Annotated in this window: 23 protein-coding genes; 12 read left to right on the top strand and 11 right to left on the bottom strand. The window is 62.7% G+C overall.

The features are described from left to right. Positions 1-4: 4 nt before the first annotated feature. Positions 5-508 (top strand): hypothetical protein, encoded by a 504-nt coding sequence (locus ABAC460_RS44240; protein ID WP_155914738.1) that lies wholly within the window; start codon positions 5-7, stop codon positions 506-508. On the opposite strand, the gene cckA is transcribed toward ABAC460_RS44240, so the two are convergent. The 7 genes from cckA to flgB form a co-directional block, all read right to left on the bottom strand. Then, positions 486-2,693, bottom strand: coding sequence for a cell cycle histidine kinase CckA (cckA, locus tag ABAC460_RS44235; RefSeq protein ID WP_023455284.1), 2,208 nt, complete (start codon positions 2,691-2,693; stop codon positions 486-488). The genes ABAC460_RS44240 and cckA overlap by 23 nt on opposite strands. 127 nt (positions 2,694-2,820) lie before the next feature. After that, positions 2,821-3,897, bottom strand: coding sequence for a flagellar biosynthesis protein FlhB (gene flhB / locus ABAC460_RS44230; RefSeq protein WP_023455283.1), 1,077 nt, complete (start codon positions 3,895-3,897; stop codon positions 2,821-2,823). Between the two features lie 259 nt (positions 3,898-4,156). Then, complete coding sequence (gene fliR / locus ABAC460_RS44225; RefSeq protein WP_023455282.1) at positions 4,157-4,978, bottom strand: flagellar biosynthetic protein FliR; 822 nt, start codon at positions 4,976-4,978, stop codon at positions 4,157-4,159. A 4-nt stretch (positions 4,979-4,982) separates the two neighbouring features. Then, complete coding sequence (fliQ, locus tag ABAC460_RS44220; protein ID WP_023455281.1) at positions 4,983-5,246, bottom strand: flagellar biosynthesis protein FliQ; 264 nt, start codon at positions 5,244-5,246, stop codon at positions 4,983-4,985. A 117-nt stretch (positions 5,247-5,363) separates the two neighbouring features. Further along, on the bottom strand, positions 5,364-5,675 hold the full coding sequence (locus tag ABAC460_RS44215) for a flagellar hook-basal body complex protein FliE (RefSeq protein WP_023455280.1): 312 nt from the start codon (positions 5,673-5,675) through the stop codon (positions 5,364-5,366). 11 nt (positions 5,676-5,686) lie between these two features. Then, on the bottom strand, positions 5,687-6,103 hold the full coding sequence (gene flgC, locus ABAC460_RS44210; RefSeq protein WP_023455279.1) for a flagellar basal body rod protein FlgC: 417 nt from the start codon (positions 6,101-6,103) through the stop codon (positions 5,687-5,689). 10 nt (positions 6,104-6,113) lie between these two features. After that, on the bottom strand, positions 6,114-6,527 hold the full coding sequence (gene flgB, locus ABAC460_RS44205; RefSeq protein ID WP_023455278.1) for a flagellar basal body rod protein FlgB: 414 nt from the start codon (positions 6,525-6,527) through the stop codon (positions 6,114-6,116). A 129-nt stretch (positions 6,528-6,656) separates the two neighbouring features. Between flgB and ABAC460_RS44200 the strand changes: the two genes are divergently transcribed. The 3 genes from ABAC460_RS44200 to ABAC460_RS44190 all read left to right on the top strand — a co-directional run bounded on the left by ABAC460_RS44200 (position 6,657) and on the right by ABAC460_RS44190 (position 8,193). Next, entirely contained in the window at positions 6,657-6,995 is a 339-nt protein-coding gene (locus ABAC460_RS44200) for a FliO/MopB family protein (RefSeq protein ID WP_023455277.1), read from the top strand. A gap of 43 nt (positions 6,996-7,038) precedes the next feature. Then, entirely contained in the window at positions 7,039-7,791 is a 753-nt protein-coding gene (fliP, locus tag ABAC460_RS44195) for a flagellar type III secretion system pore protein FliP (RefSeq protein ID WP_052012810.1), read from the top strand. 63 nt (positions 7,792-7,854) lie between these two features. Continuing rightward, a complete protein-coding gene (locus tag ABAC460_RS44190) occupies positions 7,855-8,193 on the top strand; it encodes a hypothetical protein (RefSeq protein WP_023455275.1) in 339 nt (112 codons plus the stop codon). Between the two features lie 235 nt (positions 8,194-8,428). Here ABAC460_RS44190 and ABAC460_RS44185 read toward each other — a convergent pair whose 3' ends face one another. The 3 genes from ABAC460_RS44185 to ABAC460_RS44175 form a co-directional block, all read right to left on the bottom strand. Continuing rightward, the gene (locus ABAC460_RS44185) at positions 8,429-9,892 is read right to left on the bottom strand and encodes a carotenoid oxygenase family protein (protein WP_023455274.1); all 1,464 of its coding nucleotides are present in this window, start codon (positions 9,890-9,892) and stop codon (positions 8,429-8,431) included. Between the two features lie 11 nt (positions 9,893-9,903). Beyond that, complete coding sequence (locus ABAC460_RS44180) at positions 9,904-10,320, bottom strand: DUF2141 domain-containing protein (protein ID WP_023455273.1); 417 nt, start codon at positions 10,318-10,320, stop codon at positions 9,904-9,906. Positions 10,321-10,456: 136 nt separating this feature from the next. Then, positions 10,457-11,461, bottom strand: coding sequence for a nucleoside hydrolase (locus ABAC460_RS44175; protein WP_023455272.1), 1,005 nt, complete (start codon positions 11,459-11,461; stop codon positions 10,457-10,459). A gap of 120 nt (positions 11,462-11,581) precedes the next feature. Here ABAC460_RS44175 and ABAC460_RS44170 point away from each other — a divergent pair, with 120 nt between their 5' ends. Further along, a complete protein-coding gene (locus ABAC460_RS44170; protein ID WP_023455271.1) occupies positions 11,582-12,928 on the top strand; it encodes a hypothetical protein in 1,347 nt (448 codons plus the stop codon). On the opposite strand, the gene ABAC460_RS44165 is transcribed toward ABAC460_RS44170, so the two are convergent. Then, positions 12,929-13,801, bottom strand: coding sequence for an SPFH domain-containing protein (locus tag ABAC460_RS44165; RefSeq protein ID WP_023455270.1), 873 nt, complete (start codon positions 13,799-13,801; stop codon positions 12,929-12,931). 513 nt (positions 13,802-14,314) lie between these two features. Between ABAC460_RS44165 and ABAC460_RS44160 the strand changes: the two genes are divergently transcribed. The 7 genes from ABAC460_RS44160 (at position 14,315) to ABAC460_RS44130 (ending at position 25,354) form a co-directional block, all read left to right on the top strand. After that, the gene (locus ABAC460_RS44160) at positions 14,315-14,935 is read left to right on the top strand and encodes an RNA polymerase sigma factor (RefSeq protein ID WP_023455269.1); all 621 of its coding nucleotides are present in this window, start codon (positions 14,315-14,317) and stop codon (positions 14,933-14,935) included. After that, positions 14,883-15,872 carry a FecR family protein gene (locus ABAC460_RS44155; protein ID WP_035426456.1) on the top strand — a complete coding sequence of 330 codons (990 nt, stop codon included), beginning with the start codon at positions 14,883-14,885 and terminating at the stop codon, positions 15,870-15,872. The genes ABAC460_RS44160 and ABAC460_RS44155 overlap by 53 nt, the downstream gene beginning before the upstream one ends. 111 nt (positions 15,873-15,983) lie before the next feature. Further along, the gene (locus ABAC460_RS44150) at positions 15,984-16,715 is read left to right on the top strand and encodes a L,D-transpeptidase family protein (RefSeq protein ID WP_023455267.1); all 732 of its coding nucleotides are present in this window, start codon (positions 15,984-15,986) and stop codon (positions 16,713-16,715) included. Between the two features lie 119 nt (positions 16,716-16,834). Then, positions 16,835-20,125 (top strand): TonB-dependent receptor, encoded by a 3,291-nt coding sequence (locus ABAC460_RS44145; protein ID WP_155914737.1) that lies wholly within the window; start codon positions 16,835-16,837, stop codon positions 20,123-20,125. Between the two features lie 294 nt (positions 20,126-20,419). Continuing rightward, entirely contained in the window at positions 20,420-21,931 is a 1,512-nt protein-coding gene (locus tag ABAC460_RS44140; RefSeq protein WP_081716667.1) for a glycoside hydrolase family 28 protein, read from the top strand. A 262-nt stretch (positions 21,932-22,193) separates the two neighbouring features. After that, positions 22,194-23,783 (top strand): glycoside hydrolase family 43 protein, encoded by a 1,590-nt coding sequence (locus ABAC460_RS44135; RefSeq protein WP_023455264.1) that lies wholly within the window; start codon positions 22,194-22,196, stop codon positions 23,781-23,783. Then, entirely contained in the window at positions 23,780-25,354 is a 1,575-nt protein-coding gene (locus ABAC460_RS44130; RefSeq protein ID WP_023455263.1) for an MGH1-like glycoside hydrolase domain-containing protein, read from the top strand. The genes ABAC460_RS44135 and ABAC460_RS44130 overlap by 4 nt, the downstream gene beginning before the upstream one ends. The last annotated feature ends 7 nt before the right edge of the window (positions 25,355-25,361 follow it).

Here is a 25,361-nt window from a genome sequence, read left to right as displayed (position 1 = left end):
GACCATGCCCAGACTTATCATGATGACAACCGCAGCCCTGCTGCTTCTGCCCGTGACGGCATCCGCGGCGTCGTTCACCGTCGAGGAACTGGGCGCCGGCGAAGGCCATGAAGGCGATTGCTACACCTGGCTGGCGCGCGAGCCCGCCGACGATCCGTCGCAGGCTGTCTTCGAAGACGCCGGCGGCCGCGCCTATATCAAGGTCGATGGTCAGGTGTTCAGCCTGCGCGCCTCAGGCGGCAATCGCGGTGAAGAGCATTCGACCGCGACTTTCGAGGACAAGACGACCGGCCTGACCGTGGCCCAGGATGTCGTCATCGAACAGGCCAGCGGCGCCGACAACTGGGGCGCCTATATCGTCAAGGGCAAGCTGAAAATCACCTACCAGGGCGAGACCCAGACCATCCGCGTGCGCGGCAAGAGCGTCTGCGAAGCGCCGGAACGCAGCGCGGTTCCGTCGGACCGCAAACGCCCGGAAAAGCCGGCTACGCCGCCAGCTGTTCCTTGACCCTTTCGGCCAGGGTCTTGATGTCGAGCGGCTTGGGCAGGAAGCTGACGTTCTTTTCCTCTTCCAGCAGGTCCGAGAATTCCGACTCGGCATAGCCCGAGATGAACATCACCGGCACATTGCCGATCATCGGGCGGGCGCGTTTCAGCATCGACGGTCCGTCCAACCCCGGCATGATGACGTCCGAGATCAGCAGGTCGAACTTGCCGTTCTCGGCCTCGATGATGTCGAGCGCCTCTTCGCCGTCACAGGCTTCGATGACGTCGTATCCGCGCTGGCGCAGCAGATGGGCCGCGATGCCGCGCACGATCTGCTCGTCCTCGACGAACAGGATGCGGCCGACACCCGACAGGTCCTTGGGAACCGGCTTGGCTTCGGCTTGCGGCTTGGGCGCTTCGGCCGTCTTTTCTTCCTCGACCCACACCGGCAGGAAGATGCGGAAGGTCGCGCCCTGCCCCAGCTTGGAGTCGATCTGGATATGGCCGCCGGCCTGGGCGATGATGCCGTGCACGGTCGACAGGCCCAGGCCCGTTCCCTCGCCCAGCGGCTTGGTGGTGAAGAAGGGTTCGAAAACCTGGGAGATGATTTCCGGCGGGATACCCGGACCGGTGTCGGACACCTCGATCAGGGCGGCGCCTTGCGCCGGGGCGGTGTCCCAGCCGCGCCACTTGGCCTCGGCCTGGGTCAGCGCCTTGGCGGCGATCATCACCTTGCCGCCGCCCTGAGCCTTCATGGCATCGCGGGCGTTGACGACCAGGTTCATCATGACCATTTCCATCTGTCCCTTGTCGACGTGGACATTGGGCAGGTTGCGGCCGTAGTCGGTTTCCAGCTTGACGTCTTCGCGCACCAGGCGGCGCAGCAGGACCTCGGCCTCGCTGACCATCTCGCCGACATTCATGGTGACGCGTTTCACCGTCTGCTTGCGGGCAAAGGCCAGCAGGTTGCGCACCAGGTCCTCGGCGCGCACGATGATCTGCTTGATGCCGTTCAGGTCCTCATAGGACGGATCGCCCAGCGGGTGGTTGAGCAGAAGCTGGTCGTTGCGGAACTTGAAACCGGTCAGCAGGTTGTTGAAGTCGTGGGCCATGCCGCCGGCGACCTGGCCAATGGCCTGCATCTTCTGCGACTGAACCAGGGTCTGTTCCAGCTTCTTCTGTTCCGAGACGTCGAACAGGTAGAGGCTGAACCCGCCGGCGACCGGCGAGACATAGATCTGGACCGAGCGCGTGGCCTTGACGGTCAGTTGGATGTCGAACGGCCCGGCCTTGCCGGTGCGCAGCTTCTCGGTCAGGTCGGCGCGTGAGTTTTCGGTAACCAGGGTGCCGAAATCCAGCCCCTTCAGGTCGTCCGGAGTCTTTTCGACCAGGGCGGCGAAGACGGTGTTGTAGTCGGTGACGCGCGAGGCGAACAGGTCGCCATTCCCCGCATTGTCGATGACCAGGGCAGCGCCGAACGGCGCAGAGCCGGCAAAGGCGTCCATCTCGGCCGGCGGCATCTCGGCCTTGACTTCGGCTTCGCTTTCGTCGGGCAGGAACCCGGCCTGCTTGATCGGGTTGAGGTCTTCGTGGTGCAGCATCAGGCCATTGCCCAGCACGCCCTGAGAGGCGGCGCGGACCAGGACCAGGTCTTCGCCCAGGCGCGAGGCGACCATTTCGTAGTCGAAACCGCCGAGACGGACCAGGGCGCGGCCCTGGCCTTGCGACTTGGCTTCGCGCAGTGCGACAAACAGAGCCGGCGCTTCGTCGCCTTGGGGCAGGCGGCGCTGACCGCCGCCGGCATCGCGCCAGGCGGCGTTGACGGCCATGATATGGCCGTCGAACCCGGCGACCGCGGCGGGTTCTTCCAGAGCGCCGACAATGTCGGCACCGGTGAAGCCTTCGGCACTGAGGATTTCCTCTTCGGTGTTGAAGGCGAACATGCCTAAGAAGATCACGCCGGCGAAGGCGACCAGGATGATGGCCAGGACGACACCGATCGGCAGCTTGCCCGCCACCAGCCACACGCCCAGACACGCCGTGGCCACAACGCCGGCGACGATGGCCAGGCTCATGGGACTGGCGATCTTTTCGAGCCGCGCCAACTTGCCCTTGGCCGTCGGTTTGGAGGCGGCTGGCTTGGAAGCGGCAGGCTGGGCTACGGTTTCCGCAGCGGGTTTGATCTCGGCACCTTGGCTATCGGGCAAAGCGGTATCCTCACACAACGCGTGGCTGTACGGGCGGCAATCGCCCGACCAGCGAATCACACACTGAGTGTATCCCATTTGATGAAAGTACGCGCTGATTCAAAATTTATAAGAATCCGTGGGTTATTCAGAAGCCACGGCGTTTCTTCGCCAGGACGAAGCTGATCACCTTGGCCACCGCGGCAAAGTGTTCTTCGGGGATGGTCTCGTCGATATCGATGGCGGCATAGAGGGCCCGGGCCAGGGGGACGTCCTCGACGATCGGCACATTGTGCTTGCCGGCTTCTTCGCGGATTTTCAGGGCCAGGGTGTCGACCCCCTTGGCGACGCACAGGGGCGCCTGCATCTGGCCCATCTCGAATTGCAGCGCCACGGCGTAGTGGGTCGGGTTGGTGATGACCACGGTGGCGTCCTTGACGTTGGACATCATGCGGCGGCGAGATTTCTCAATCCGGATCTGACGCAGCTTGGCCTTGACGTGCGGGTCGCCTTCCATCTGCTTGTATTCTTCTTTTTGCTCCTGCTTGGACATCTTCATGCGCTGCATGAAGCGGAAGCGTTGCCACATGTAGTCGCCGGCGCCTTCGATAAACAGGAAGATGCAGACGGCCATGGCCAGGGCGATGAAGACGTCCATGGCATAGGGCAGGATCAGCAGGGGCGAGGCCTTGGCCAGGGCCAGGATCTCATAGAGCTTGCCCTTCAGCACCGACCAGACGATGGCCCCAGTGATGATCAGCTTGACCACCGTCTTGGCGAACTGGATCAGGGCGTCGAAGCCGAACAGACGCTTGAACCCGGACATGGGGTTCAGCTTCTCCAGGCTGGGCTTCATCTTTTCCGTGGTGAACATCAGGCCGGTCTGCATGACGTGGCCGCCGACACCGAACAGCAGGGTGACACCCATGACGACAGCCAGGATCGGCAGGATGCCGAAGACCAGTTCCTTCAGGATGGTGACGCCGCCATCGCCTTCCAGCGAGCCCAGCAGTTGCTGCGGGTGGGCCAGGAAGGGGACGAGGTCGCCGACCAGGCCGCGGGCCAGGGTAGGACCGGCAATGGCGACAACGGCGCATGCCCCGATGAGGGACAGCGCCTGGGGTAAGTCGCCGGATTTCGCAACATCGCCCTTTTCACGGGCCTGTTGTAGTTTTCGGGCCGAGGCCTCTTCTGTCCTGTCTTCGCCATCCGCTTCCTCAGCCATGGACGGCCTCCGGATGGTTTAGGGCGGACAAGACAAGGCGGACATCCGCTCTCTTATACTCCCCCGTTATACGGGGGAGGTGGCTGCAAGCGACAGCGCGCAGTCGGAGGGGGGATTTCCTGGCGTAGTGAGCGGGGCGCCAGTTGAAACACCGGCGGGCCAAATCCCCCCTCCGTCTCAGTTGCTGCCGCAACTGATCCACCTCCCCCGCATAGCGGGGGAGTATAAGAAAGGAAGGATCTCGCCAAATGTGCATGGCTTACCTCACCCCCTTGATGAAGTAGGCCAGCAGTTCTTCGTAGTGCTCAATGAACACCATGCCGGTGGCGCCCAGGCCGAGGGCCAGGATGCTCAGCCCCGCCAGCACCTGGACCGGCGTGGCGGCGAAGAAGATCGGAAAGTTCGGCATCATCCGACCGATAAAGCCGGTGGCCACATTGAACACCAACGCAAAGGCAATCAGCGGCGCCGACATCTGCAGCGCCAGGATGAAGGTCTTGGCCACCGTCTCCAGCATCAACGTGGTGGCGTCGCCGACCATGACGTCCCGCGTCGGCGCGAACACCTGATAGGAATCGACCATGGCCCGGATGAACAGGTGATGCAGGTTGGTCGAATAGATCAGCACCATGCCCAACATGGCCAGGAAGGTGCCCACCGAGGTCGAGGGCTGGGCCTGGGCGGGGTTTGCGGTCTGGGCGAAGGACAAGGTCGTCTGCAGCGACATGACTTCGCCGGCGATCACCATGGCGAAGATCAGCACCCGCATCAGGGTGCCCATCATCAGGCCGATGATGATCTCATGCAGGGCGATGCCCAGCATGTCGCCCAGGGAATTGGGCAGGGGCGGCAGGGTGTTGCCGACGATCGGCGTAATGACCAGAGCCAGCATCAGGGCCAGGCCGATCCGCAAGCGCGCCGGCACGGCCTGATCGCCCAGACCCGGCATCAGCATGATCATGCTGGCCAGGCGCAGCAGGATCAGGCCAACCGCCCACAGCTGGGTCGAGGTGCCGAAAAAGGAGGTGACCTCGGTGGCCGGTCCGGCCACGCCACGCAGGGCAAGTTCCTGCAGCAGCATGGGCCTACATCGCCGCGATCTTGTTGACGACTTCGTGCATGAAGCCGGCCAGCAGGGTGCCCATCAGCGGCAGCAGCAGCAGCAGGGCCAGGAAGATGGCGATGATCTTGGGGGCGTAGATCAGGGTGGCTTCCTGAATCTGGGTCAGGGCCTGAAACAGACCGATGGCGACGCCGACGACCAGGCCGACCAGAAGGATCGGCGTGCAGAGCTGGATGGTCAGCCAGATCGCGTCACGGCCCACGCCCAGAACTTCAGCACCACTCATCGTCCACCTCACGTCTTACACCCGGCAATTCCTGCCGGCTTTTACCCGGCGGATTTTGCCGGGTACGTGGTTAAAATCAGATTAAGGGACCGAGAATTCATGGGCTAAGACCCGCCTTTAGATCGGCATGCGCATGATTTCCTGGTAGGCCGAGATCACCTGGTCGCGGATGGCGATGACGCTCTGCAGTTGCAGCTCGGCGCTGGAGACCGCGGTGACCGCGTCGATCAGCTCGGCCTGGCCGGCCTGCTGCTGAACCATCATGTGTTCGGCCTGCTGCGTGCTCTTCATGGTCTGTTCCATGGCGCCCTGCAGCATCTTGCCGAAGTCCGGCGCCTGCACGGCTTCGCCGCCGCTGCCCTTGCCCAGGGTGTCGGCCTGCTTGATGGCGGCGCCATAGGCGCGGGCGGCGGCGAGCGGAGTCATCATGGCCTAAACCCTTACTTTTGCAGGATGTTGAGGATTTTTTGGTTCATGTCGCGCGCCGTCTCAATGACGTTGAGGTTGGCTTCATAGGCCCGCTGGGCCTCGCGCATGTCCATGGTTTCAACCAGGGTGTCGACGTTCGGCCGTTTGACATAGCCCTGGGCGTCGGCCGCCGGATTGGACGGATCGTATTCGGTGGCGAAGTCCTTCATGTCCGGCATGACCCGGGCCAGACGCACGCCCGTGGCGCCGTCGATATTGGCCGACTGGAACACCGGAATCTGCCGGCGATAAGGATCCCCGCCCGGAGTCGTGGCGACCGAGTCCGCGTTGGCGATGTTTTCGGCCGTGATGCGCATGCGGGCCTGCTGGGCCTTCATGGCCGAGGCGGCGACCGCCATGGCAGAATCGGAACGGATTTCCTTGACCATGATTTACTCCTTACTTGCCAGGCACTTTGACGGCCATGCGCATCATGGCCATCGACTTTTCGTAGAAACCGACCGCCGCCTGGAACTGCATCCGGCTTTCGGCCATGCGCAGCATCTGTTCTTCCAGGACCACCGAATTGCCATCCATCGTGGTTTCCGAATCCGGCGACAGCACCACCTTGGCGCCCGGCGAGAACGGGGTTTGCGGCGCCATGTGCTGGGTGTTGGTCATGGTCAGGCCGAGATTACCCTGCGGCGTGTCTCCGCGGACCAGGGCTTCGAAATCCTGGGGCGACAGGTCGTGCGGCTTATAGCCCGGCGTCGAGGCGTTGGCGACGTTCTCGGCGACGATCTTCTGCCGGTCGCTGTGCCAGCCCATGCGGGATTTCAACGCGCCCATCAGCGGTATGTCCGTCAAACTCATGACGCAGTCCTCCTAAGACAGGCAAAATATTCCCACCTTTTGGTTAATGAAGGCTTTAAGTAAATCGGGCGTTAACCATTGCCGGCGCAGAACGGCGTAAAGGGTGCGCGGTGTACCCGCGGGTGGCCGATGGACTTCCTCAGTATTTTAAAAGCCGTTTTTGCCCTGTCGATCGTGTTGGGGCTGATCCTGGGCCTGGCCTACGGACTGCGCCGCTATGCGCCGCAGATCATGGCGCGGCTGCAGGCTCAGCGCGGGGAACGCCGGCTAAAGGTCGTCGAGACCCTGGTGCTGGATCCGGCGCGCCGCCTGGTTCTGGTTCGGCTCGACGACGAAGAGCGGCTGATCCTGCTGGGCGAAGGCCGCGAGCTGATCGAGCCGCGCCACAAGCCGGCGCCCCGGCCCGCCGCGCCGAAAGCCGCACCGTCCGCCTCCCCTCCGGTGAGCCAAGATGACGACCTGTTCTGAGTATCCCGTCGTGAAAATCAAAAAAACGCTGACCGCAACCCAGATGAACCTGATCGTCCTGGGGACCTTCATCTGCGGTTTTGCGATGATGATCTTCCCGATCGACGCCGTCGCCCAGTCGGTCAATGTTGATCTCGGTACCGGCGGCGGGCTGTCGTCGCGCGTCGTGCAACTGGTCGGGCTGATGACGGTGCTGTCGCTGGCACCGTCGATTGTCATCATGACCACCTCCTTCATCCGCATCGTGGTGGTTCTGTCGCTGCTACGCACCGCGCTGGGCCTGCAGCAGAGCCCGCCCAATGCCGTCATCATCTCGCTGTCGCTGTTTCTGTCCGCCATCGTCATGGCGCCGACCTACGAAGCCGCCTACTCCCAGGGCATCCGGCCGCTGATGGATCAGGAGATGGAATTGCCCCAGGCGTTCGACGCCGCGTCGCAGCCGGTCAAGGCTTTCATGCTGGGCCAGGTCGGCAATGACGATCTGGGGCTGTTCGTGCGCCTGTCCAAGATGGAAATGCCGCAGGACAAGATGGAGCTGCCGGTGCGGGTGATAACGCCGGCCTTCATGATTTCAGAGCTGAAGAAGGCGTTCGAGATCGGCTTTCTGTTGTTCGTGCCCTTCCTGGTGATCGATCTGGTCGTGGCGTCCGTGCTGATGAGCATGGGGATGATGATGCTGCCGCCCGTAGTGGTGTCCTTGCCGTTCAAGCTGATCTTCTTCGTGCTGGTCGATGGCTGGCGGCTGGTCGCCGGGTCTTTGGTTGAAAGCTTCCGGCCAGCCATAGGCGGGGGGTAGTCCGCCTCTTGCCAAGCCCGGGAAACGGGCGCACACTTGCTCTTTCGGGGACAGAGTAACTACATGATTGACAAGGTGTTTTTCGGAACAGGGTCCAGCGGTGCCACGGTCTTCTACCGGTTCGGCAATCGCGGCGCCCCGCATCCCGTCACCCGCGACCAGGAAAACAAGCTGCGCATGGCGACCCTGATGGCCACGGCGCTTATCACCGTCATGGCCATCGGCGGGCTGACCTATTTCATCGCCGTCACCTTCCTCATCACCACCGTGCTCCCCAATGCCCAACCGGCCTTGCCGTTCGATCCGGTTCTGCTGTATCTGGGCGATGTCGCGCAGACGGCGCTGATCGGGGTTGTGGTCTTAATCTACGACCTGAATGTGAAGGCTATCCTGAGGCTGTAGTGCGGTGGTTGGGTCCGTAAAAAGGGTTGTCCACAGACAAGCCAGGTAAGTCAGGTGGACGGTGTTTTTGGCACCTCGCCGTGCCACATCCTGCGCGATTTCATGACGAGCGAAGCTCGTCGAAATGACTGAAAATAAAAGCAAAATGTAGCGCGTTTTGGCGCTGCCTATCTGGCTTATCTGGCTTATCTGTGGATTCAAAAACCTGCGGCGGGACAAGTGCCGCAGGCTCAGATCAAGTCGCCGCAAATGTCCCGTGGAAGCCCAGCGGCGTGGCGTGTTGCCCTTGCCAGGACGCCACCGGGCCGTCGTCCAGATGCTGCGCATCGAAGACATGCAGTTGCGTCGCCCGCGCCTTCAGGTCCAGCACCGTCCCGACCAGCCAGCCGTCCAGTTCCCCCGAACCGCGCGGCACGAACAGCGCCTCCTCGACCAGGGCGGCGTCGCCGAAATCATGGGTCTGGCGTTTTCCGGTCTTCCAGTCGAACAGGGCCAGGGCGCGGGCACCCGGATGACCCGGGGTTTCGCCATGGACATGGACGACGCGGTCGCGGCGAAGACCCTGGCGGCGGCGATCGGTCTGCGGGAACTCCGCCGTCACTCCGGTCGGACGAGAAACCGCGCGGCCGTCGGGATACAGGCTGACCAGCGCCAGTTCGGAGGCCGCGTAGGCCGTACGGTCGAATTTTCCGCGGACGATGTCATGGCCGCCTTTGGCGCCGAATTCCGGTGTGCCGGTCAGGCAGACATCGAAATGCAGCGTGCCGTCGGCGTCTTCCCAGGCGTCGCCGGTGTGGAAGTAGAAGGCCGCCGGCAGTTCATAGACGCGGCGCTTCGTGAAGTCGGCCTTGTCGACGACCAGGATCTGCAAGCCAAGTTCCGGCTTCCATTTCATGTTTTCGGATATCGGCAGCGCCAGGCCGTCCATCACCCAGGGCTGCATCGGGAAGATCAGGTGGCGCTCGGTCACTGCCCAGTCATGGGCATAGCCCGCCAACGGCAGTTCGACCAGCTCGCCGCGTTCCAGTCCGCCCTTCGGGTCCAGTTGCCAGATCCAGGCGCGGTTGCCCAGGAAGGCGGCGCTCCAGATACGACCGGAGGGCTCGACCTTGGGGTGGGCGAGAAAGGCCATGCCCTTCAGGTCGTCGCGGAAGGTCTGCGGCCCTTTCGTTTCCAGGCTGTGCGGATCAACACGATAGGGCGAACCGCCTTCCCACAGCGCCCACAATTCGTCGCCGACGCGCATAACCGAGGTGTTGGCGGCATTGACGTCATCGGGCCCGCTGACCGGCGCGCCGGGGGCCGCCGGAGTGCCGAAGCCCGGCATCATGATTTTGCCGGCCGCCTGTTCGGTACGGCGCTTGAAGGTATCGACGAACCGGCCGCTGTGACGGACGCCATCACTGGTCAAGTCGTAGCGCTGGATCATGCCGTCGCCGTCGAACCAGTGGCCGGTAATGTCATCGCCGTAGCGGAACCAGGCCGGGCCGTTGCGGTAGAGTTGACCGCGCAAGCCTTGCGGCATGCGGCCATGCAGGCGGGTCATGGCGCTGTCGGCATAGCCTTCCGCCGGGGCATTGGTGACGGCCAGGGTCCAGTCGGCCGCCGCTGCGGCCCAAGATTTCGGCGCGAAGGCGGCGGCGCCGGCGCCGGCCAGAACGCCCAGCAGCCCGCGGCGGGAGATGTCGAAGTCTGTCATGATCGCCACCCTCAGAACGCGATGTTTTGCGTCGTGACCGGCGCGACAACGGTGAAATGGGCGGCATCCCATCCGGCCGGGCCCATGGTGCCCTTGGCATTGTTGGAGAAGGCGAAGGGCTCGGTCGGCATGCCGAACGGGTTCATACCCATCTTGCCATCGCCATCGACGTCATGGAACATCTTCAGCCCATACTCGCCGGGCACCAGGCCGTCGACGGTCACGGTCGCCTGCGGGCCGGTGACATCGGCGGCGGCATAGCGCACGGCCTTGTCGCCGTCATAGCCGGCTTCGCTGTTGAAGATGGCGATCAGCACCTTGCCCTGGGGCTTCAGGTTGTCGCAGACAATGGTCAGGCTGGCGGTTTCGGCGTTGGCGGCAGTAGCGGCCAGACCCAGCAGGGCGGCGGCGATAAGGGATTTGAACATCGATGTCTTCCTCTCGTTTGGGGCGATGAGAAAGACATGTCATACCGGATGCGCGCCCGCCCGGCCGACTTCGCCGTCGGTCGCGGATTCTGCGCCAGATGCCGGCTGTGCAACTGGCGCTTCGTGAACGGCAGGGTCAGGTTTTGATCGATGAATCGGGAAGCCGCGTAAGGTCGACGATCAACTTGCGTTTGAAGCCTGCCAGGTCCTTCCAGCTTGAGGCAACCCGCACCGGGCGGCCGTTGGCTTCATCGATCACCGTCATGCCTTCAGGAGTCACGCGCAGTTTCAGCGTCTCCATGACCAGGTCGCTTTCGTCGCTGGCCATGACCACGGCGACGCTGTCGAACAGGGTCGAGCTCTTTTGCGTCAGGTCGAAATCTTTCGGCATCCACGGCGCGTTGGGCAGCCAGGCTTCGCTGTTGGCGATGACCGCGCGGGCGAAGGGGTCGGTGCTGCCGCGGACCAGGTGCATCTCTTCGCCTTCGAGATAGACCAGGCCGCAGGTGTCCAGCGGCGTGATGCTGCACGAAATCCAGTCGGCATCGAACACGGTTTGCAGTGCGGCCGGATCGACGCGGACATTGTATTCCGGCTCGACCTTGGCTGCGCCGCCGTAACCGACGCGCACGGCGCCGTGCATGCCGACAAAGCGGGCGTTTTTCGCCAGTTCGGGTTTCAGCTTCAGCGCGGCGGCCAGCTCGGTGACCGGACCGACGGCAATGATGGTCACCGGGTCCTTTGAGGCCATGACGGTGTCGACAATGGCCTGGGCGGCGTCGCTGCGCACCTGCCCCGGGTAGGCGTCCAGGCCGAAATCGCCGATCCAGGTGTCCTGGGGACCATGACCATCGCCGGCGTCATGGCCCATGGCGATGGTGACGTCGTTGCGGCCGGCCAGGCCCAGCAGCCTCGCGGTCAGGCGGGCGCGGTAGACGGCGTTGCCGGCTTCGGTGCTGACCAGCTTTAAGTCCAGTTCCGGCCGGCGCAGGAGTTGCAGTATGGCCCAGGTGTCGTCGACATCGCCGCCGATATCGGTGTCGAAGATGATGGGCGTGGGTTTGGTGCCGGCGTGGGTGGAACCGGCGGCGACGGCCGCAATGGCTGCGGACAGGAAGGTGCGGCGATGAAGGCTGGACATGGGACGTTCTCCCGTGGATGTCCGCCTATCAAATCCCAAACCGGCCCCGGAAGCAATCAGCCAGGGACTCAGCACACGAATTTTGATATAACGACGCTATCCATATGGGCGGAGGCGGATATGCGGATAATCGCGCTTTTGGCGATGCTAGCTGTGACGGCGGTGGCCGGCGGCGCGAAGGCTGAGGTCTCGCCCCGGCCCTCATGTGTCGCGACGGCGCGGGTGGCCGACGGTGCCGCGGCCGACCGCATCGACTGTTTCGCCATCGACAAGGCGTCGGAACTGCGCCAGTGGTCCGGCGCCGGATCCTGGGCCAGTCTGGGCCCCGTCTCACACGTCAGCCGGTCGGTCAGTTGCCTGAAGACCCGCGACGGCTATCTGCATTGTTTCTATGTGCGGCGTGACGGCCAGATCTGGCACCGGCGCTGGCTGCCCGATGCGCCACGCGCCGCCACGTTGGAGGCCATCGGCGGCGTTCCCCTCTCGCCCGCCCCCGGTGCCTTGATCCGGCCCGGTTTTGTCGACCACATGGCCAATGAACTGACCTGCATGGAATCCGGCGATAACAATATCGCCTGCATGGTTCAGACCGTCGCGGCACCGGATGGCCGGTTTTACGGCGAGCCCGGTCTTTATGTCCGCCGCTACTTGACGTCCATTGGCGGCTGGTCGGCCTGGCAGTCCATGGGTGTCGGCTGGCGCACCGGAAATTGCCGCTGGACGGGCACCAGCCTCGATTACTGCACCCTTCACCGTTTCGACGCGGCGGAAAGCATAACACGCCATATCCTGGCTTCGACGCATGATTATGGTCCGGTCTTCCCATCGGGCGAAGCGCCTCTGGCGGGCCTGGTGCGAACGACTCCCCTGGTTGGCCCCCGCGACAGCACCGGTGCCTATCCGCACCTGTCGGGTGGGCTGCAGTGCCTGCATGTCCTGGTCAGGCCCGACCCGTCCGTTGGGGAATACGCCTTCAGCCAGCATTGCGCCGCCCTTACCGACACCCGTCAGCTTTATTTCGGCAGTTTGGTGGCGCGCGGTCCCCGCGAGATGACCTGGTCTCCGGTAGCGGACACGCCGGTCGACCTGTCGCCGGGTTCGGGTGTTCTGACCGGCGACGAACAGGCACCCAACTGTCAGGTCATGAACCCGCCTGCATCACGCGCTGACCTGTCGCCGGTGGAGGACTTGGTGTTCACCTGCGTCCAAGTGACGGGCGAGCGCGAAGTCACCTTCCTGCGCTACAGCGACGGCCGGTGGACACGGCAGGCCATCGCCACACCCTATATCGTGACGGGCGCTCCGGTCTGTGTCGTTCTGGCGGCAACGCGGCTGGACTGTTTCTTCCGCACCGACCTGAAGCTGGGCCGGATGAACCGGTTGTCGGTCGTGTTGAGCGGCAAGGGCATCGATTACGGCTTGAACGAAATCGGCCGCGGATTTGTCTATCCGCGGCCGCCTCGATAGTTATCGATTGCCGACATCGATGAAGGGTACTGCGCCACCGGTCGTCGTGGGCAACTTGCCGTCCCACTTTTCGATGGCCCGAAGCTTAACCACTTCGGGGCTGGCGGCGATTGACTGGGCGATCAGCCGGTTGGCCTCGGCCTGGCCGCGGGCCTCTTCGATCCGGGCGTCGGCCTGGGCCTTGGCCACCGCGACCTGGGCCTGGGCGGCGGAGGCGTCGGCGTCGGCCTTGGTCTTGGCCTGGATCGAGTCCAGGATGACCTGCGGGTAGCGGATGGTGCCGATCCAGTCGAGCTGGCTGATATTCACGCCTTGGGACTCCCACTTGTTGCGAACACGCGCCAAGGCCTTCTGGATGACCTGCTGGCGGCCGCCGCGATACAGGAACTCGACGCTGACCAGTTCGGTCTCCGCCGCGATCGCCGTGCGGACGTCGTTGCGGATCGGCCCCTCGAACAACTGGTCGAAGGTCAGGCGGTAACGGGTATAGAGCGACGGCGCCTTGGCCGGATCGATGCGCATGACCAGTTGCACGTCGGCCGTCATCGGCAGGGCGTTGTTGTCCGAGAAGTTGATCTCCTCGTTCTCGCGTCCGCGCTCATCCTCTTCCTTGGTATAGGTGTAGGTGCGCTGGATCTGAGGGAACTCGACGATGCGTTCGCCGATCAGGTTGATGTGGTATCCCGACGGCATGGGAGTCTTGTCGACCCCGGCCTGAGGCCCAAGGGTACGAATCTTGACACCGACATTGCCGGGCTGGATCGTCTGGCCGCACGAGACCAGCATGATTAGGCTCAGCACGACGATCACGCCGATACCGGCAAAAAGCTTGATGCGGCCCGGCAAAGCGAACCGCGGATTCAGATTGTTCATGACGTTCTTCACGCGGGTTGTCCCCGCGCCCCATTCTGAGAGTTGGCAGAAAATAACCCAAGAAGATGCGCACTCCCTTAACGGAAGAACGAAATGTCACGGTTCGGGGGCTTGATCGCGTAAAAAGCAAATATGGGCTGGTGCCGAGATTTCGACATATCGCCGCGCATAGACTTGCGGCTGTGTTAGCACTTTACTTAAGCGATCCGGTTCCTTTTGTTTCAAAATTCCCGTTTGTCTTGGGAACGCGGATATATTACCGCCAAGCCGAAAAGGTTTAAAGCGAAACCGGATATTTATAACAAGAATGTGATCCAAACGCATCGGCGCTTCCGGAATCTTTCGCACCCGGATTGCCGTAGGGCCGCTTTCATGATACCGGTATCATAATCTCACTACCTAGTACTGCGTTTCATAATCCAAAGCCGCACGCAAGCGGCAACCGGGGCACGGATTCATGACCAACGAACCCAGCCGGCCCGGTGCGATCGTCCTGCGATAGGAAAACGCACCATGCGGGCAAGCGACGAACGCACTCTGTGGCTGTCACGGCACGTCCTTCAGCATGAGCCGGCCTTGCGCGCCTGGCTCAGCCATCGCCGCATCCATGGATTGGATATCGACGACATCGTGCAGGAGACCTATGCCCGGCTGATCACGGTCGAGGACGTTTCCGGCATCGCCAATGTACGCAACTATATGTTCCAGACGGCGTGGTCAGTCCTGGTCAGCCATGTTCGCCGCAGCAAGATCGTATCGTTCCAGACGGTCAGCGACCTGGACCAGCTTGGGGCCATGGCCGACGCCTGTTCGCCGGAGGAACAGGTGATCGGCCGCGACGAGCTGCAGCGCCTGGCCCAGGCCATAGCCGGCCTGCCCGGCAAGATCCGCGACGTCTTCGTTTTGCGCCGGGTCAACGGCCTGTCGCAGCGCGATGTGGCCAAACAGCTGGGCCTGTCGGAAAGCACTGTTGAAAAACATATGAGCCGTGGCATTAATTTGCTGATGAATTTGATTTCACATAGCGGAAACGACACGGCCCGAGCGTCTAAGGCGTGGGGAAGTAAGTTGAATAAAGGCCATGCCCAGAGTGCCCGGAAACGTGCCGAAACATCAGACGGCGAGCGAGATTGACGCCACGGCCGCCGACTGGGCGGCGCGGGCTGATCGCGGACTGACGCCTGCCGAGGATGCCGAGCTGGAAGCCTGGCTGGCCGAAGAGCCGCGCCGGGCGGGCGCCTATGCCCGCGCCCGGGCGGTTTCCGTGTGGTCCGAACGTGCCGCGGCGCTGGGCCCGGCCTATGATCCGCAACGCTTCGAAGGCCGAAAACGCGTCGTTACCCGGCGCGAATGGCTGATGGGTGGCGGGGCCATAGCCGCTGGACTGGGCGGCGCGGCGTGGGTGGGCTTAGGCCTGACATCGCGCGGCCAGGAACAACTGACTCATGTCGGCGAGATGAAGGTGGTGCCGCTGTCCGACGGTTCGGTGGTCAGCCTGAACACGGCTTCGCACATCCGCGTCGCCTTCAACGGCAAGCGCCGAACTATCCACCTGGATGCCGGCGAGGCGCTGTTCGATGTCGTCAAGGATGCGGCACGGCCGTTTGTCGTTGTCGCCGGCGACACCGAGGTGACGGCCGTCGGCACCAGTTTCGTGGTCCGCCGGCTGGTCGGCTTGCCGGTTCAGGTCCTGGTCCGCGAGGGCATTGTCGACGTCCGCCAAATCTCGCAGGCTGAGGCACCGGCGGTGCGTCTGCCGGCGATGAACCGCGCCGAGGCAGGCGATGGCGGGGTGATCAAACGGCTGGCGATTGCGGAAGCCGAGGTCGAACGCGCCATGGCCTGGCGCGAGGGTCGCATCTCGTTCGAAGGTGATACGCTGAGCCAGGCGGCAACGGAATTCGCCCGCTACAGCGACACGCGCATCGTCATCGAGGATCCGGCGGTGGCGCGCGAAACCGTGACCGGACTGTTCCAGGCCAATGATCCGGTGGGCTTCTCGAAAGCGGTTGCCGTCAGTTTTGGGCTGCGCGCCAAAATCAGCGAAAAGCAGGTCCGGCTGTATCGGTGAGGTGAGGTAGAAGCGAGCCGATTGGAGGGCGGCACGGCTTTCCGTAGCGGATCAAGGTTGACCTGCTATAGACTATGTCCGCAGCCGGGCTGGCAGGGGGAGAGTTTCCAAATGATGGTTGGCAAAAAAGCTTTGCTCGGGCTGATGATCATCACGATCTGTCTGGTCGCAGGCGCGATAGGACTTGGACGGCCGTGGGAGTCTCGCGCGGCGGATCTGTCAACGATTCGCGCTCAGCGGTTAAGCGGCGTAAAGGCCGACTTGGCACAGAGAGGCCTGACCCTTGGGTCGCCCATCCTGATCCGCATCTTCAAGCAATCCGATGAGCTGGAACTCTGGATAAAAAAAGGTGAGACATTCCAGCTCTACAAGACCTTTCCGATCTGTGCCTGGTCCGGTGAGCTTGGCCCCAAGCTGAAGGAAGGTGATGGTCAGGCCCCCGAAGGTTTGTATACGGTCGGCAGGGCGCAGATGAAGCCGGACAGTCAATACCATCTCGCTTTCAATCTCGGCTATCCCAACGCCTATGATCGCGCCAACGGGCGAACCGGAAGTTTCCTGATGGTTCATGGCAACTGCGTGTCCATCGGCTGCTATGCCATGACGGATACCGGCATTGAGGAGATATGGCTTATCGCGGACGAAGCGCTGAAAGGCGGCCAGTCCGCGTTTCAGGTGCACAGCTTTCCTTTTCGCATGACCGAGGACAACATGGATCGGCACCAGTCGTCTCCGTGGCGCGGTTTCTGGCAGTCTTTAAAACCGGCTTACGATGATTTCGAACAACGCCGGGTTGCGCCAAAAGTGTCCGTCGTGAACAAGGCTTACAAGGTAGATATGTAGCTCACCGCATACCCGCGATATTTTTTCGTTAACCGGATAGAGGAAATTTTCCGCCCCATGCGTCTAGGTCTGCAGAAGCCCGCACAGAAAGAAAGCGGGCGCAAGCAGGAGAGAAACAGATGCCCACCCTACGCCACAGTCGCAATCCCAGAAAAATGATGCTGTTCGCCGGCGCCGCCCTGATCGGGCTGAGCCTGGCCACCGGCGCCATGGCCCAGGTCAAGAGCTTCAATGTTCCGGCCGCCGATGCCGTCAGGACGATCCCGCAGTTCGCCAGTCAGGCCGGCGTTCAGATCGTCGCCCCCGCCGGTACGCTGCAAGGAGTTCGGACACGCCCGGTCCAGGGCAATATCGACGTCCGTGCCGCGCTGGCGCAACTGCTGGAAGGCACGGGGCTGGAGATCGCTTCCGACGACGGCAATATCATCGCTCTGCGCGTGGCGCCCGTTGCCGCCGTCGTCGAGCCCGACCAGCCGGTCGTGGTGACGGGTTCGCGCCTGGCCAAGCGCGGTTTCACGGCCCCTACCCCGGTCACGGTTGTCGATGCCGAAGAGCTGAAACTGTCGGGGACGCAGAACGTCGAAACCCTGTTGAACCAGAATCCGCAGTTCATCGGATCGCAGAACAACGGCCCGACCGCCAATACGGTTCCGGGCGGCACCGCCACGCTGAACCTGCGCGGTTTCGGCGCCCAGCGCAACCTGGTTCTGGTCAATGGCCGACGTTTCGCAATAGCTGGAACTGATGGCACCACCGACATCAACACCATCCCAGCGGCGTTGCTGAAGCGCACCGAAGTGGTCACCGGCGGCTCGTCGGCGGTCTACGGTTCGGACGCTATTACGGGGGTCGTGAACTTCATCATGCGCGACGATTTTGACGGGGTCGAGATCGCCGCCCAGAAGCGTTGGGACGAGCCGACCGGCACGCCGACCTATACGGTCGACCTGACGGTGGGCGGTAACTTCGCCGACGGCCGGGGTAATGCCGTCGTGTCGCTGGATTATTTGAATCGGGGATCGATCACGCGCGGCGAGCGTGGTGACTATGCCTTCTATTCGCTGTCGGACGGTTGCGTTACCTCGGCCTCGTGGAGCGACGACAAGCCCGGCACGCCGCAGTCAGTGCCGTCGGGCCAGACCTGCGTCGGCGCCGGCGGCCGCATGGGCCTGATCGCCGGCGGTTCCGGCGATATCCCCGCCGGCCGGTTCTTCGGCATCCCGACCTATGGTTCCGCCCAGTCCAATCCGGGTCTGGACGCCGCTTTGCTGGCGGCAGGTTTGCAGAATGCCGGGGCGCGCGGCTTTACGTTCGACGGCGACCAGGCCCGCCCGGCCCTGACGCCTCAGGACGACTATAACCTGGGGCCGGAAAACTATCTCATCATCCCGCAGACGCGGTGGATGGCCAATACCTTCATCCATTACGACTTCAACGAGAAGGTCACGGCGTACCTCGAGGCGCACTTCTCGAACAATGTCGTCAATATGCAGTTGGCGCCGACCAACATCAACGGCAACTTTCTGCTGAACGTGAACAATCCGCATGTCAGTTCGCAAATGCGGGAAGTGTTGCATCAGCTCGACATGCGCGAGACCGGACCGCAATCCATCACCCAGGGCACCCTGACCCTGACCACCACGCCCAATGACGGCCTGGCCGTTCTGGGGATCGGCCGTCGCCTGGTCGAGGTCGGCGACCGCTTCAATTCGTCTGAGCGCAATGTCTTCCGCACGGCGTTTGGCATCCGTGGCAATCTGGGCAATGCGTCGGACAGCTTCCTGCGCGACCTGAAGTACGACCTCTACTACTCCTATGCCCGCACCCAGAACACCGACAGCCAGCGTGGCAGCGCCTCGCGGTCGCGTTACGCCCAGGCCCTGCTGTCGCAGAACGGCCAGGCGCCGGTGCTGGACGTCTTCGGCAAGGACAGCATCTCGGCGGCCGGCGCCGCGGCGATCGCCATCAACTCGACCAACATCCAGACGGCCCAGCAGCAGGTGGTGGTTGCCAACCTGAGCGGCGAGGCTTTCGACCTGCCCGCGGGTCCTGTCGACTTCAACGCCGGTTTCGAGTGGCGCTACAACGAGGCCAAGTACACGCCCGATACCTTCCTGAGCTCTGGCGATGTCTCCGGCTTCAACGCCGCCAAGCCGACCAGCGGCAGTGTGGCGGTCAAGGAAGTCTATGGCGAAGTGCGCGCGCCGATCCTGGCCGACCTGCCCCTGGCGCGCCGGCTGAACATCAACGGCGCCTTCCGTTATTCGGAATACGACCTGAAGGGTGTCGGCGGGGTGTGGACCTATTCGGTGGGCGGCGAATGGTCGGTGAACAAGTCGATCACCTTCCGCAGCCAGTTCCAGCATGCCATCCGCGCCCCCAATGTCGGCGAGCTGTACGGCGGCCAGTCGCTGCAGTTCGCGTCGGCCACTGATCCCTGCTCCAGCCGCGCCCCGTCGGCCCAGCAAACGGCCGCGGTCCGCACCCTTTGCGAGGCCACCGGCGTGCCTTCGGCGGCGGTGTTCGGCACCGGCGTCCAGCCCAACACCATCATCGGCAACACCATCGGCGGCAATCCGAATGTCGGTGAAGAACAGTCCGATACCTACACCTTCGGCGCGGTGTTCACTCCGAGCTTCGTCCCCGGCCTGGCCGTGGCGATCGACTGGTACAGCATCGAGCTGGACGGCGCCATCGCGCCCCTGGGCGGCGGTCTGCAGAACACGCTGAACCTGTGTTACACCATCATCGCCGACGCCAATTCGGAGTTCTGCAAGGCGATCACGCGCAGCAACACCACCGGCGAAATCACCAGCCCGAACTATGTCGTCACCACCAATGCCAATACCGGCGGGATCAAGACGAGCGGCGTGGATTTCGACGGCCGTTACAGCTTCCGCACCGACTGGGGCCTGTTCGACGGCGGCAGCCGATTCGACCTGGGCGCCACCTGGACCTATACGGACGAGTTTACCTCGACCCCGGTCCAGGCCCTGCCGCACCTGAAGAACTACTGCGTCGGCGCCTATGGTCCGACCTGTGGCCAGCCGATCCCGCAATGGAAGGGCGTTTCACGCGTCACCTGGCGGAACGGCCCGCTGACCCTGTCCCTGCGTGACCGCTATATCGGCAAGGTGATGATCGACCGTTACCTGCTGCCCAAGCGCGCCAACGGTACGGTGCCAGCACTGGAAGCCCTGACCCGTCCGGTGATCGAGGGCCAGCACTATTTCGACCTCAGCTTCGCCTATGAACTGCCCAGCCACGTCGAGGTCTACGGCGGTATCCAGAATATCACCGCCAAGGATCCGCCGGTTGTTGGCTCGTCCCAGGCCAATGCCAACACCTGGGCCGCGACCTATGATGTCGAAGGCCGGGTCTTCTTCCTGGGCGCCAAGGTCAATTTCTGATCGTGGTACCCGTGATGCGCGTCCCCGAGCGCGCTGACTTGCGCCGGACGGGTTCCGTCCGGCGCCCTTTTCGACCCACGCCGGCTCCTCCCGTGGCCGGCGTACCTTAGATCAGAATGACGTCGGATAGAGACGTCATTCTGATCTCATTTTTTTGACGCCTCATGTTTATCCAAAAAGTGGCGTCCACTTTTTGGCATGAGGCTTAAGACCCGATGGCTCACCTCCATCGGGCCTCTTTTCGGGAGACAGGTGATAGGTTAACGTCCTCAAAAACAAAAACAGGTTGAGAAGATGCCACAGTTATCGAGACGTGCCTTTGGCGCGGGTCTGGGATTTGCCGCCATGGCGACCCAGGTCCGGGCCGCCACCTGTACCTATCCGCAATGGGCCGATGATCTACGTCGCGACCTGGACGCCATGGCGGTGGAACTGACGGCGACTTTGAAGCCGTGGTCGGGCCCGGAGACGGTGTTCAAGCCGGAGGACTATGGCGACACCAAGGGCCTGGCGACGAAAGCCATTCAAGGGGCGATCGATGCCGCCGCCGTTTCGGGTGGGACTGTGCGGCTGAGCCAGGGCGATTATGTTTCCGGGACTCTGGATCTCAAGAGCAACGTCCGGCTGGAGGTCGCCAAGGGGGCACGGTTGCTGGGGAGTCTCGATCTGACAGACTATCCCGAACGGATGGCCAAGCGTCCCACGGTGATGGACAGCAATATGGGGATGAACCAGTCACTGATCTTCGCCGAGGGATGTGAGAATATTTCCCTGTGCGGCGAAGGCGAAATCGACGGTCGCGGCCATAATTTCAAAGGCGACGAGACCATCCACGGTACGCCCGGCCGGCCCTTCCTGATCCGGGTGATCGACTGTAGGCGCATCCATATCCACGGCATTACATTGAAGGATTCGCCGTGCTGGATGCAGAATTATTTGAATTGCGACGACCTGCTGGTCGAGCATATGACGGTCGAGAACCAGGCCAATTTCAACAATGACGGCATCGATATCGATGGCTGCCGCCGTGTGATCGTGCGCGACTGTTTTATCAGTTCGGGCGACGACGCCATCTGCTTCAAGGGCGCCGCCCAGCGGCCAGGTGAGAACATCCTGATTGAGCGGTGCAAGCTCTATACGTCGTGTAATGCGGTCAAGTACGGCACAGACAGCCAGAGCGTCCTGCGCAATGTGCTGGTTCGTCATTGCGAGATCGGCGGCGTGTCGGAAGCCATGCGGCGGATCAAGACGGTCGATGCCGACAGCGGTTTTTCGTGGGAAATGGTCGACGGTGGTTTGGCCGAGAACCTGCTGGCCCACGACATCCATATCGTCCGCGCCAGGAGCCCGTTCTTCTTGCGGCTGGAGAACCGCGGCCGGGTAAGGCCGGAGCAGTCCAAGCCGGGGATCGGACGGTTGCGGCGGATCGTGTTCGACCGGATTACCGGGGAGGATAATGGTTCGCGCGGATCGTATTTTCTGAGTGTGCCGGAGCAGCCGATCGAGGATGTCGTGTTGCGCAATATCCGGATCGGCCAGCGGCCATCGACGGCGTGGCTGGCGGAAGAGCAGATCCCGGATCTGCGCGGGGTTTATCCGGATGCGCATATGATCGATGCCCATTGGGGCGGCGTGGGTAAGGATGATTTGGGTAAGGCGATCGGCGGGGATGCGCCGGCCTATGGTTTGTGGGCGCGCAACGTCAGCGGTTTGACTTTGATCGATTACAAGGTGGTTCCGACAGGGCCTGATCCGCGTCCCGAGATTGTTGCCAAGACCGGTGTCACCCGTTTCTGCCGAGGATAGATGATGCGCACAGTAGTTTTATCGTTGTGCCAACGCCGGCAGAATTGGTTTGATGAAGACGGAAACAGCGGCGGGCCAAATCCCCCACCGTCTTATTTGCTTCCAGCAAATAATCCACCTCCCCGTATAACGGGGAGGGATGAGTTATTTATGTTGCCTACTTTTTTAGCGAGGTTGTGGGAACAGGTTCACCATAGGAAGAGCCCCCTCCGTCATCTCGCTTCGCTCGATGCCACCTCCCCCGTAAACAGGGGAGGAGGACGTGGTTGAGCCAAAAATCCGTGCCGCTCTGGCGCTTGCCGCCTTTCTCGCCCTGACAGGTTGCGCGGCCCTGACCCAGGCGCAGCCGCACACCTATAACAACCCGATCCTGTATGCCGACTACTCCGATCCGGATGTCATTCGGGTCGGGGAGAGCTACTATCTGGTCGCGTCGAGTTTTCACTGGTCGCCCGGGATTCCGGTGCTGAAGTCTAAAGACCTCGTCCACTGGAAAATCATCGGCCATGTCTTGCCAAGGCTGCCGTTCGGGCCGCTCTACGACATGCCCGGGCCGTACGAACTCGACGACACCAAATCCAAGCCGGTCACCGGCACCAAATATGCCTCCGGGGTATGGGCGCCGTCGATCCGGCATCATGAAGGCAGGTACTACGTCTATTGGGCAACGCCCGACGAAGGCGTGTTCATGGCCACGGCTACTGATCCCGCTGGGCCGTGGACGCCGGCGGTCGCGGTTATTGCGCAAAAAGGCTTGGAAGACCCCTGCCCTTACTGGGAGGAGGACGGCCAGGCCTGGCTGGTTCACGGCAAGGTCGGCGCCGGGCCGTTGGTGCTGCATCGCATGAGTTGGGACGGCACCAAGGTGCTGGATGAGGGCAAGGTGATCGCTGAGGACAAGGCGCGTTTGCCGATCCTGGAAGGGCCGAAGTTCTACAAGCGCAACGGCTGGTACTACATCTTCGCGCCGATCGCCGGGGTCGGTACCGGCCCACAGGCGGTCGGCCGCGCGCGCACCATCGAAGGTCCCTATGAATGGAAGGACGTGCTGGTCCCCGGCAACGGCCTGTTGGGGCCGCATCAGGGCGGCTATGTCGAAACCCCGTCGGGCCAGGGCTGGTTCATCCATTTCAACTCGACCGGTGCTTTCGGGCGGATCGATCATCTGCAACCCGTGCAGTGGGTCGAAGACTGGCCGATCATGGGCGACAATACCTTGCCCGTCCTGACCCATGTCGCGCCGGATACCGGGAAATGGCGACCTCAGGACCGGCTGCAGGAGTCGGATGAGTTCTCGGGTTCGACCCTGGGCCTGCAGTGGTCGTTCAACCACAATCCCGACAATGCCCGGTGGTCGCTGAGCGAACGGCCGGGGTTCCTGCGGCTGAAGGCCGGACCGGCGCAACATCTGACAACGTCGCGCAACACATTGACCCAGATCCTGCAGGGGCCGCATATGCAGGCCACCACGCGGATCGATATTTCCGGCATGGTCGATGGCCAGCGCGCCGGATTGACACTGTTCGGGGTCAAGCCGGTGTGGATCGGTGCGGTGAAAGAGGCCGGCGTGACGCGGGTGACCTACGCCTCGGCCGGTGTCGAGACACCGGGGCCAGTGATCACGGGTAAGACGATCGACCTGAAGGCGTTTGTTACGCCCGACCAGATGGTGCGGTTCGAATATGATGCCGGCAGTGGTTTTACGGCTTTGGGCGAGCCGGTGATGCTGGCGAAATTCTCATGGTGGAAGGGCTCGCGGCCGGGGGTTTTCACCTTCGTGAAGGGTGATGCTGCGCCGGCCAACCACATCGATGTCGACTGGTTCCGCGTGACGCATGAGGTCATGCCATGAACCGCCGCACCTTCATGGCCGCTTCGGCCGCCGCCGCCTTTGCCGGGCCGGCTTTTGCGCAGGAGTCGGCGCCGCACTATACGACCGGCAACGCCAAGTGGCAGGCCGCCTATGATAAGGCCTTGGCCGTGCTGCATAAAAATGTGCAGGTTGTGCCACGCTATTCCAAGCCGGTGCTGATCGAAGGGGCCGACTATGCCGGCATCTGGATGGAGTGCGGCCCGCATGAGGCCTTGGTCTATCGCAAATTCCGCCCGGATGTGGCGCGCAATTCGCACGAGGTCTTCTTCGAACTGCAGCGCATGGACGGCCAGATTCCGTGCAACAACAAGGTGACCGAGACAGGCTTCGGTCAGATCCAGATGGTGGTGCCGATCGCCGCCACCGCCTGGGAGCTGTCGCGGGCGACCGGTGACGAGGCGTTATTGGCCCACGCCTACAGCGCCTGTTCGGCGTGGGATGCGTGGCTTCTTACGTATCGAAATACGCGGGGGACGGGGCTGACCGAAGGGTTCTGCACCTACGATACCGGGCATGACAATAGTCCGCGCTGGGAAGGCATTCCGCCGCAATGTCCGAACAAGGATGCCAAGGCGTTTGTGCCCGGGTTGGGCGTGCCGCGGCTGTCGCCGGACCTGTCGGCGACGACCTATGGCGCGCGATTGGCCCTGGCGGATATGGCGCGCGCTTTGGGTAAGGGCGGTGAGGCCGATCGCTGGACGGAAAGCGCGGCGGATATCCGTGGGAAGATTTTGAACCAGTTGTATGTGGCTGAGGATGCTGCGTTTTATGATCTGGATGCTAACGGCAAGTTCGTGCGGGTGCGCGGCGACATCCTGACGCGGGTGTGCAGCGAAAGGGTGCCTGACCAAACTTTGTTCGATACCTTGTGGGAACGGCAAATTCATAATCCGAAAGCGTTTTGGGCGCCGTATCCGTTGCCGTCGATCGCTTTGGATGATCCTACCTTTGTGCGGCCGATCCCCAAGAACAGCTGGGGCGGGCCGTCTCAGGCCCTGACCGCGTTGCGGGCGCCGCGGTGGATGGATCACTATGGCCGTTCGGCCGAGTTCAGCGGCATGATGACCAAGTGGTGTGAGGCCATCATCGCCGATATGACCTTCCGTCAGCAGATCGATCCGGTGGACGGGACCTTCACCAAGCAGGGCGATGAGCCGGACTATTCGCCCTGTGCGCTGGTGATGGTCGATTATAGCTGGCGGCTGGCCGGCGTGGTCGAGGAGGCCGATGTTCTGGAATGGAACGTGCGGCCGGGTCATCCGGCGTCTATCGGGGCTCGGTTCCGGTTGCCGCTGGATGGCGGTGGGTCGGCGGAGATGATGTATGATGGTAAGGGGGCGGAGTTAAGGGTGTCCGGCAAGCGGCTGGGCCGGGTCGAGGGTACGGCGCGGTTGGTGACGCGGAAGGATGGTCAGGTGGTGTCGTTAAGGGGTATTGATGAGCGAGCGCAGAAGGTAACCTTGCGGCCGGAAGGGCAGCCGGCGAAGACGCTGAAGTTAGCGGGGAACGCTGTAGAACCCCTCTCCCCGTTCTTCACGGGGAGAGGTTAGGGTGAGG

Source organism: Asticcacaulis sp. AC460 (assembly GCF_000495795.1).
Lineage (GTDB): Bacteria > Pseudomonadota > Alphaproteobacteria > Caulobacterales > Caulobacteraceae > Asticcacaulis.
This window is presented reverse-complemented; position numbering and strand designations above follow the sequence as displayed.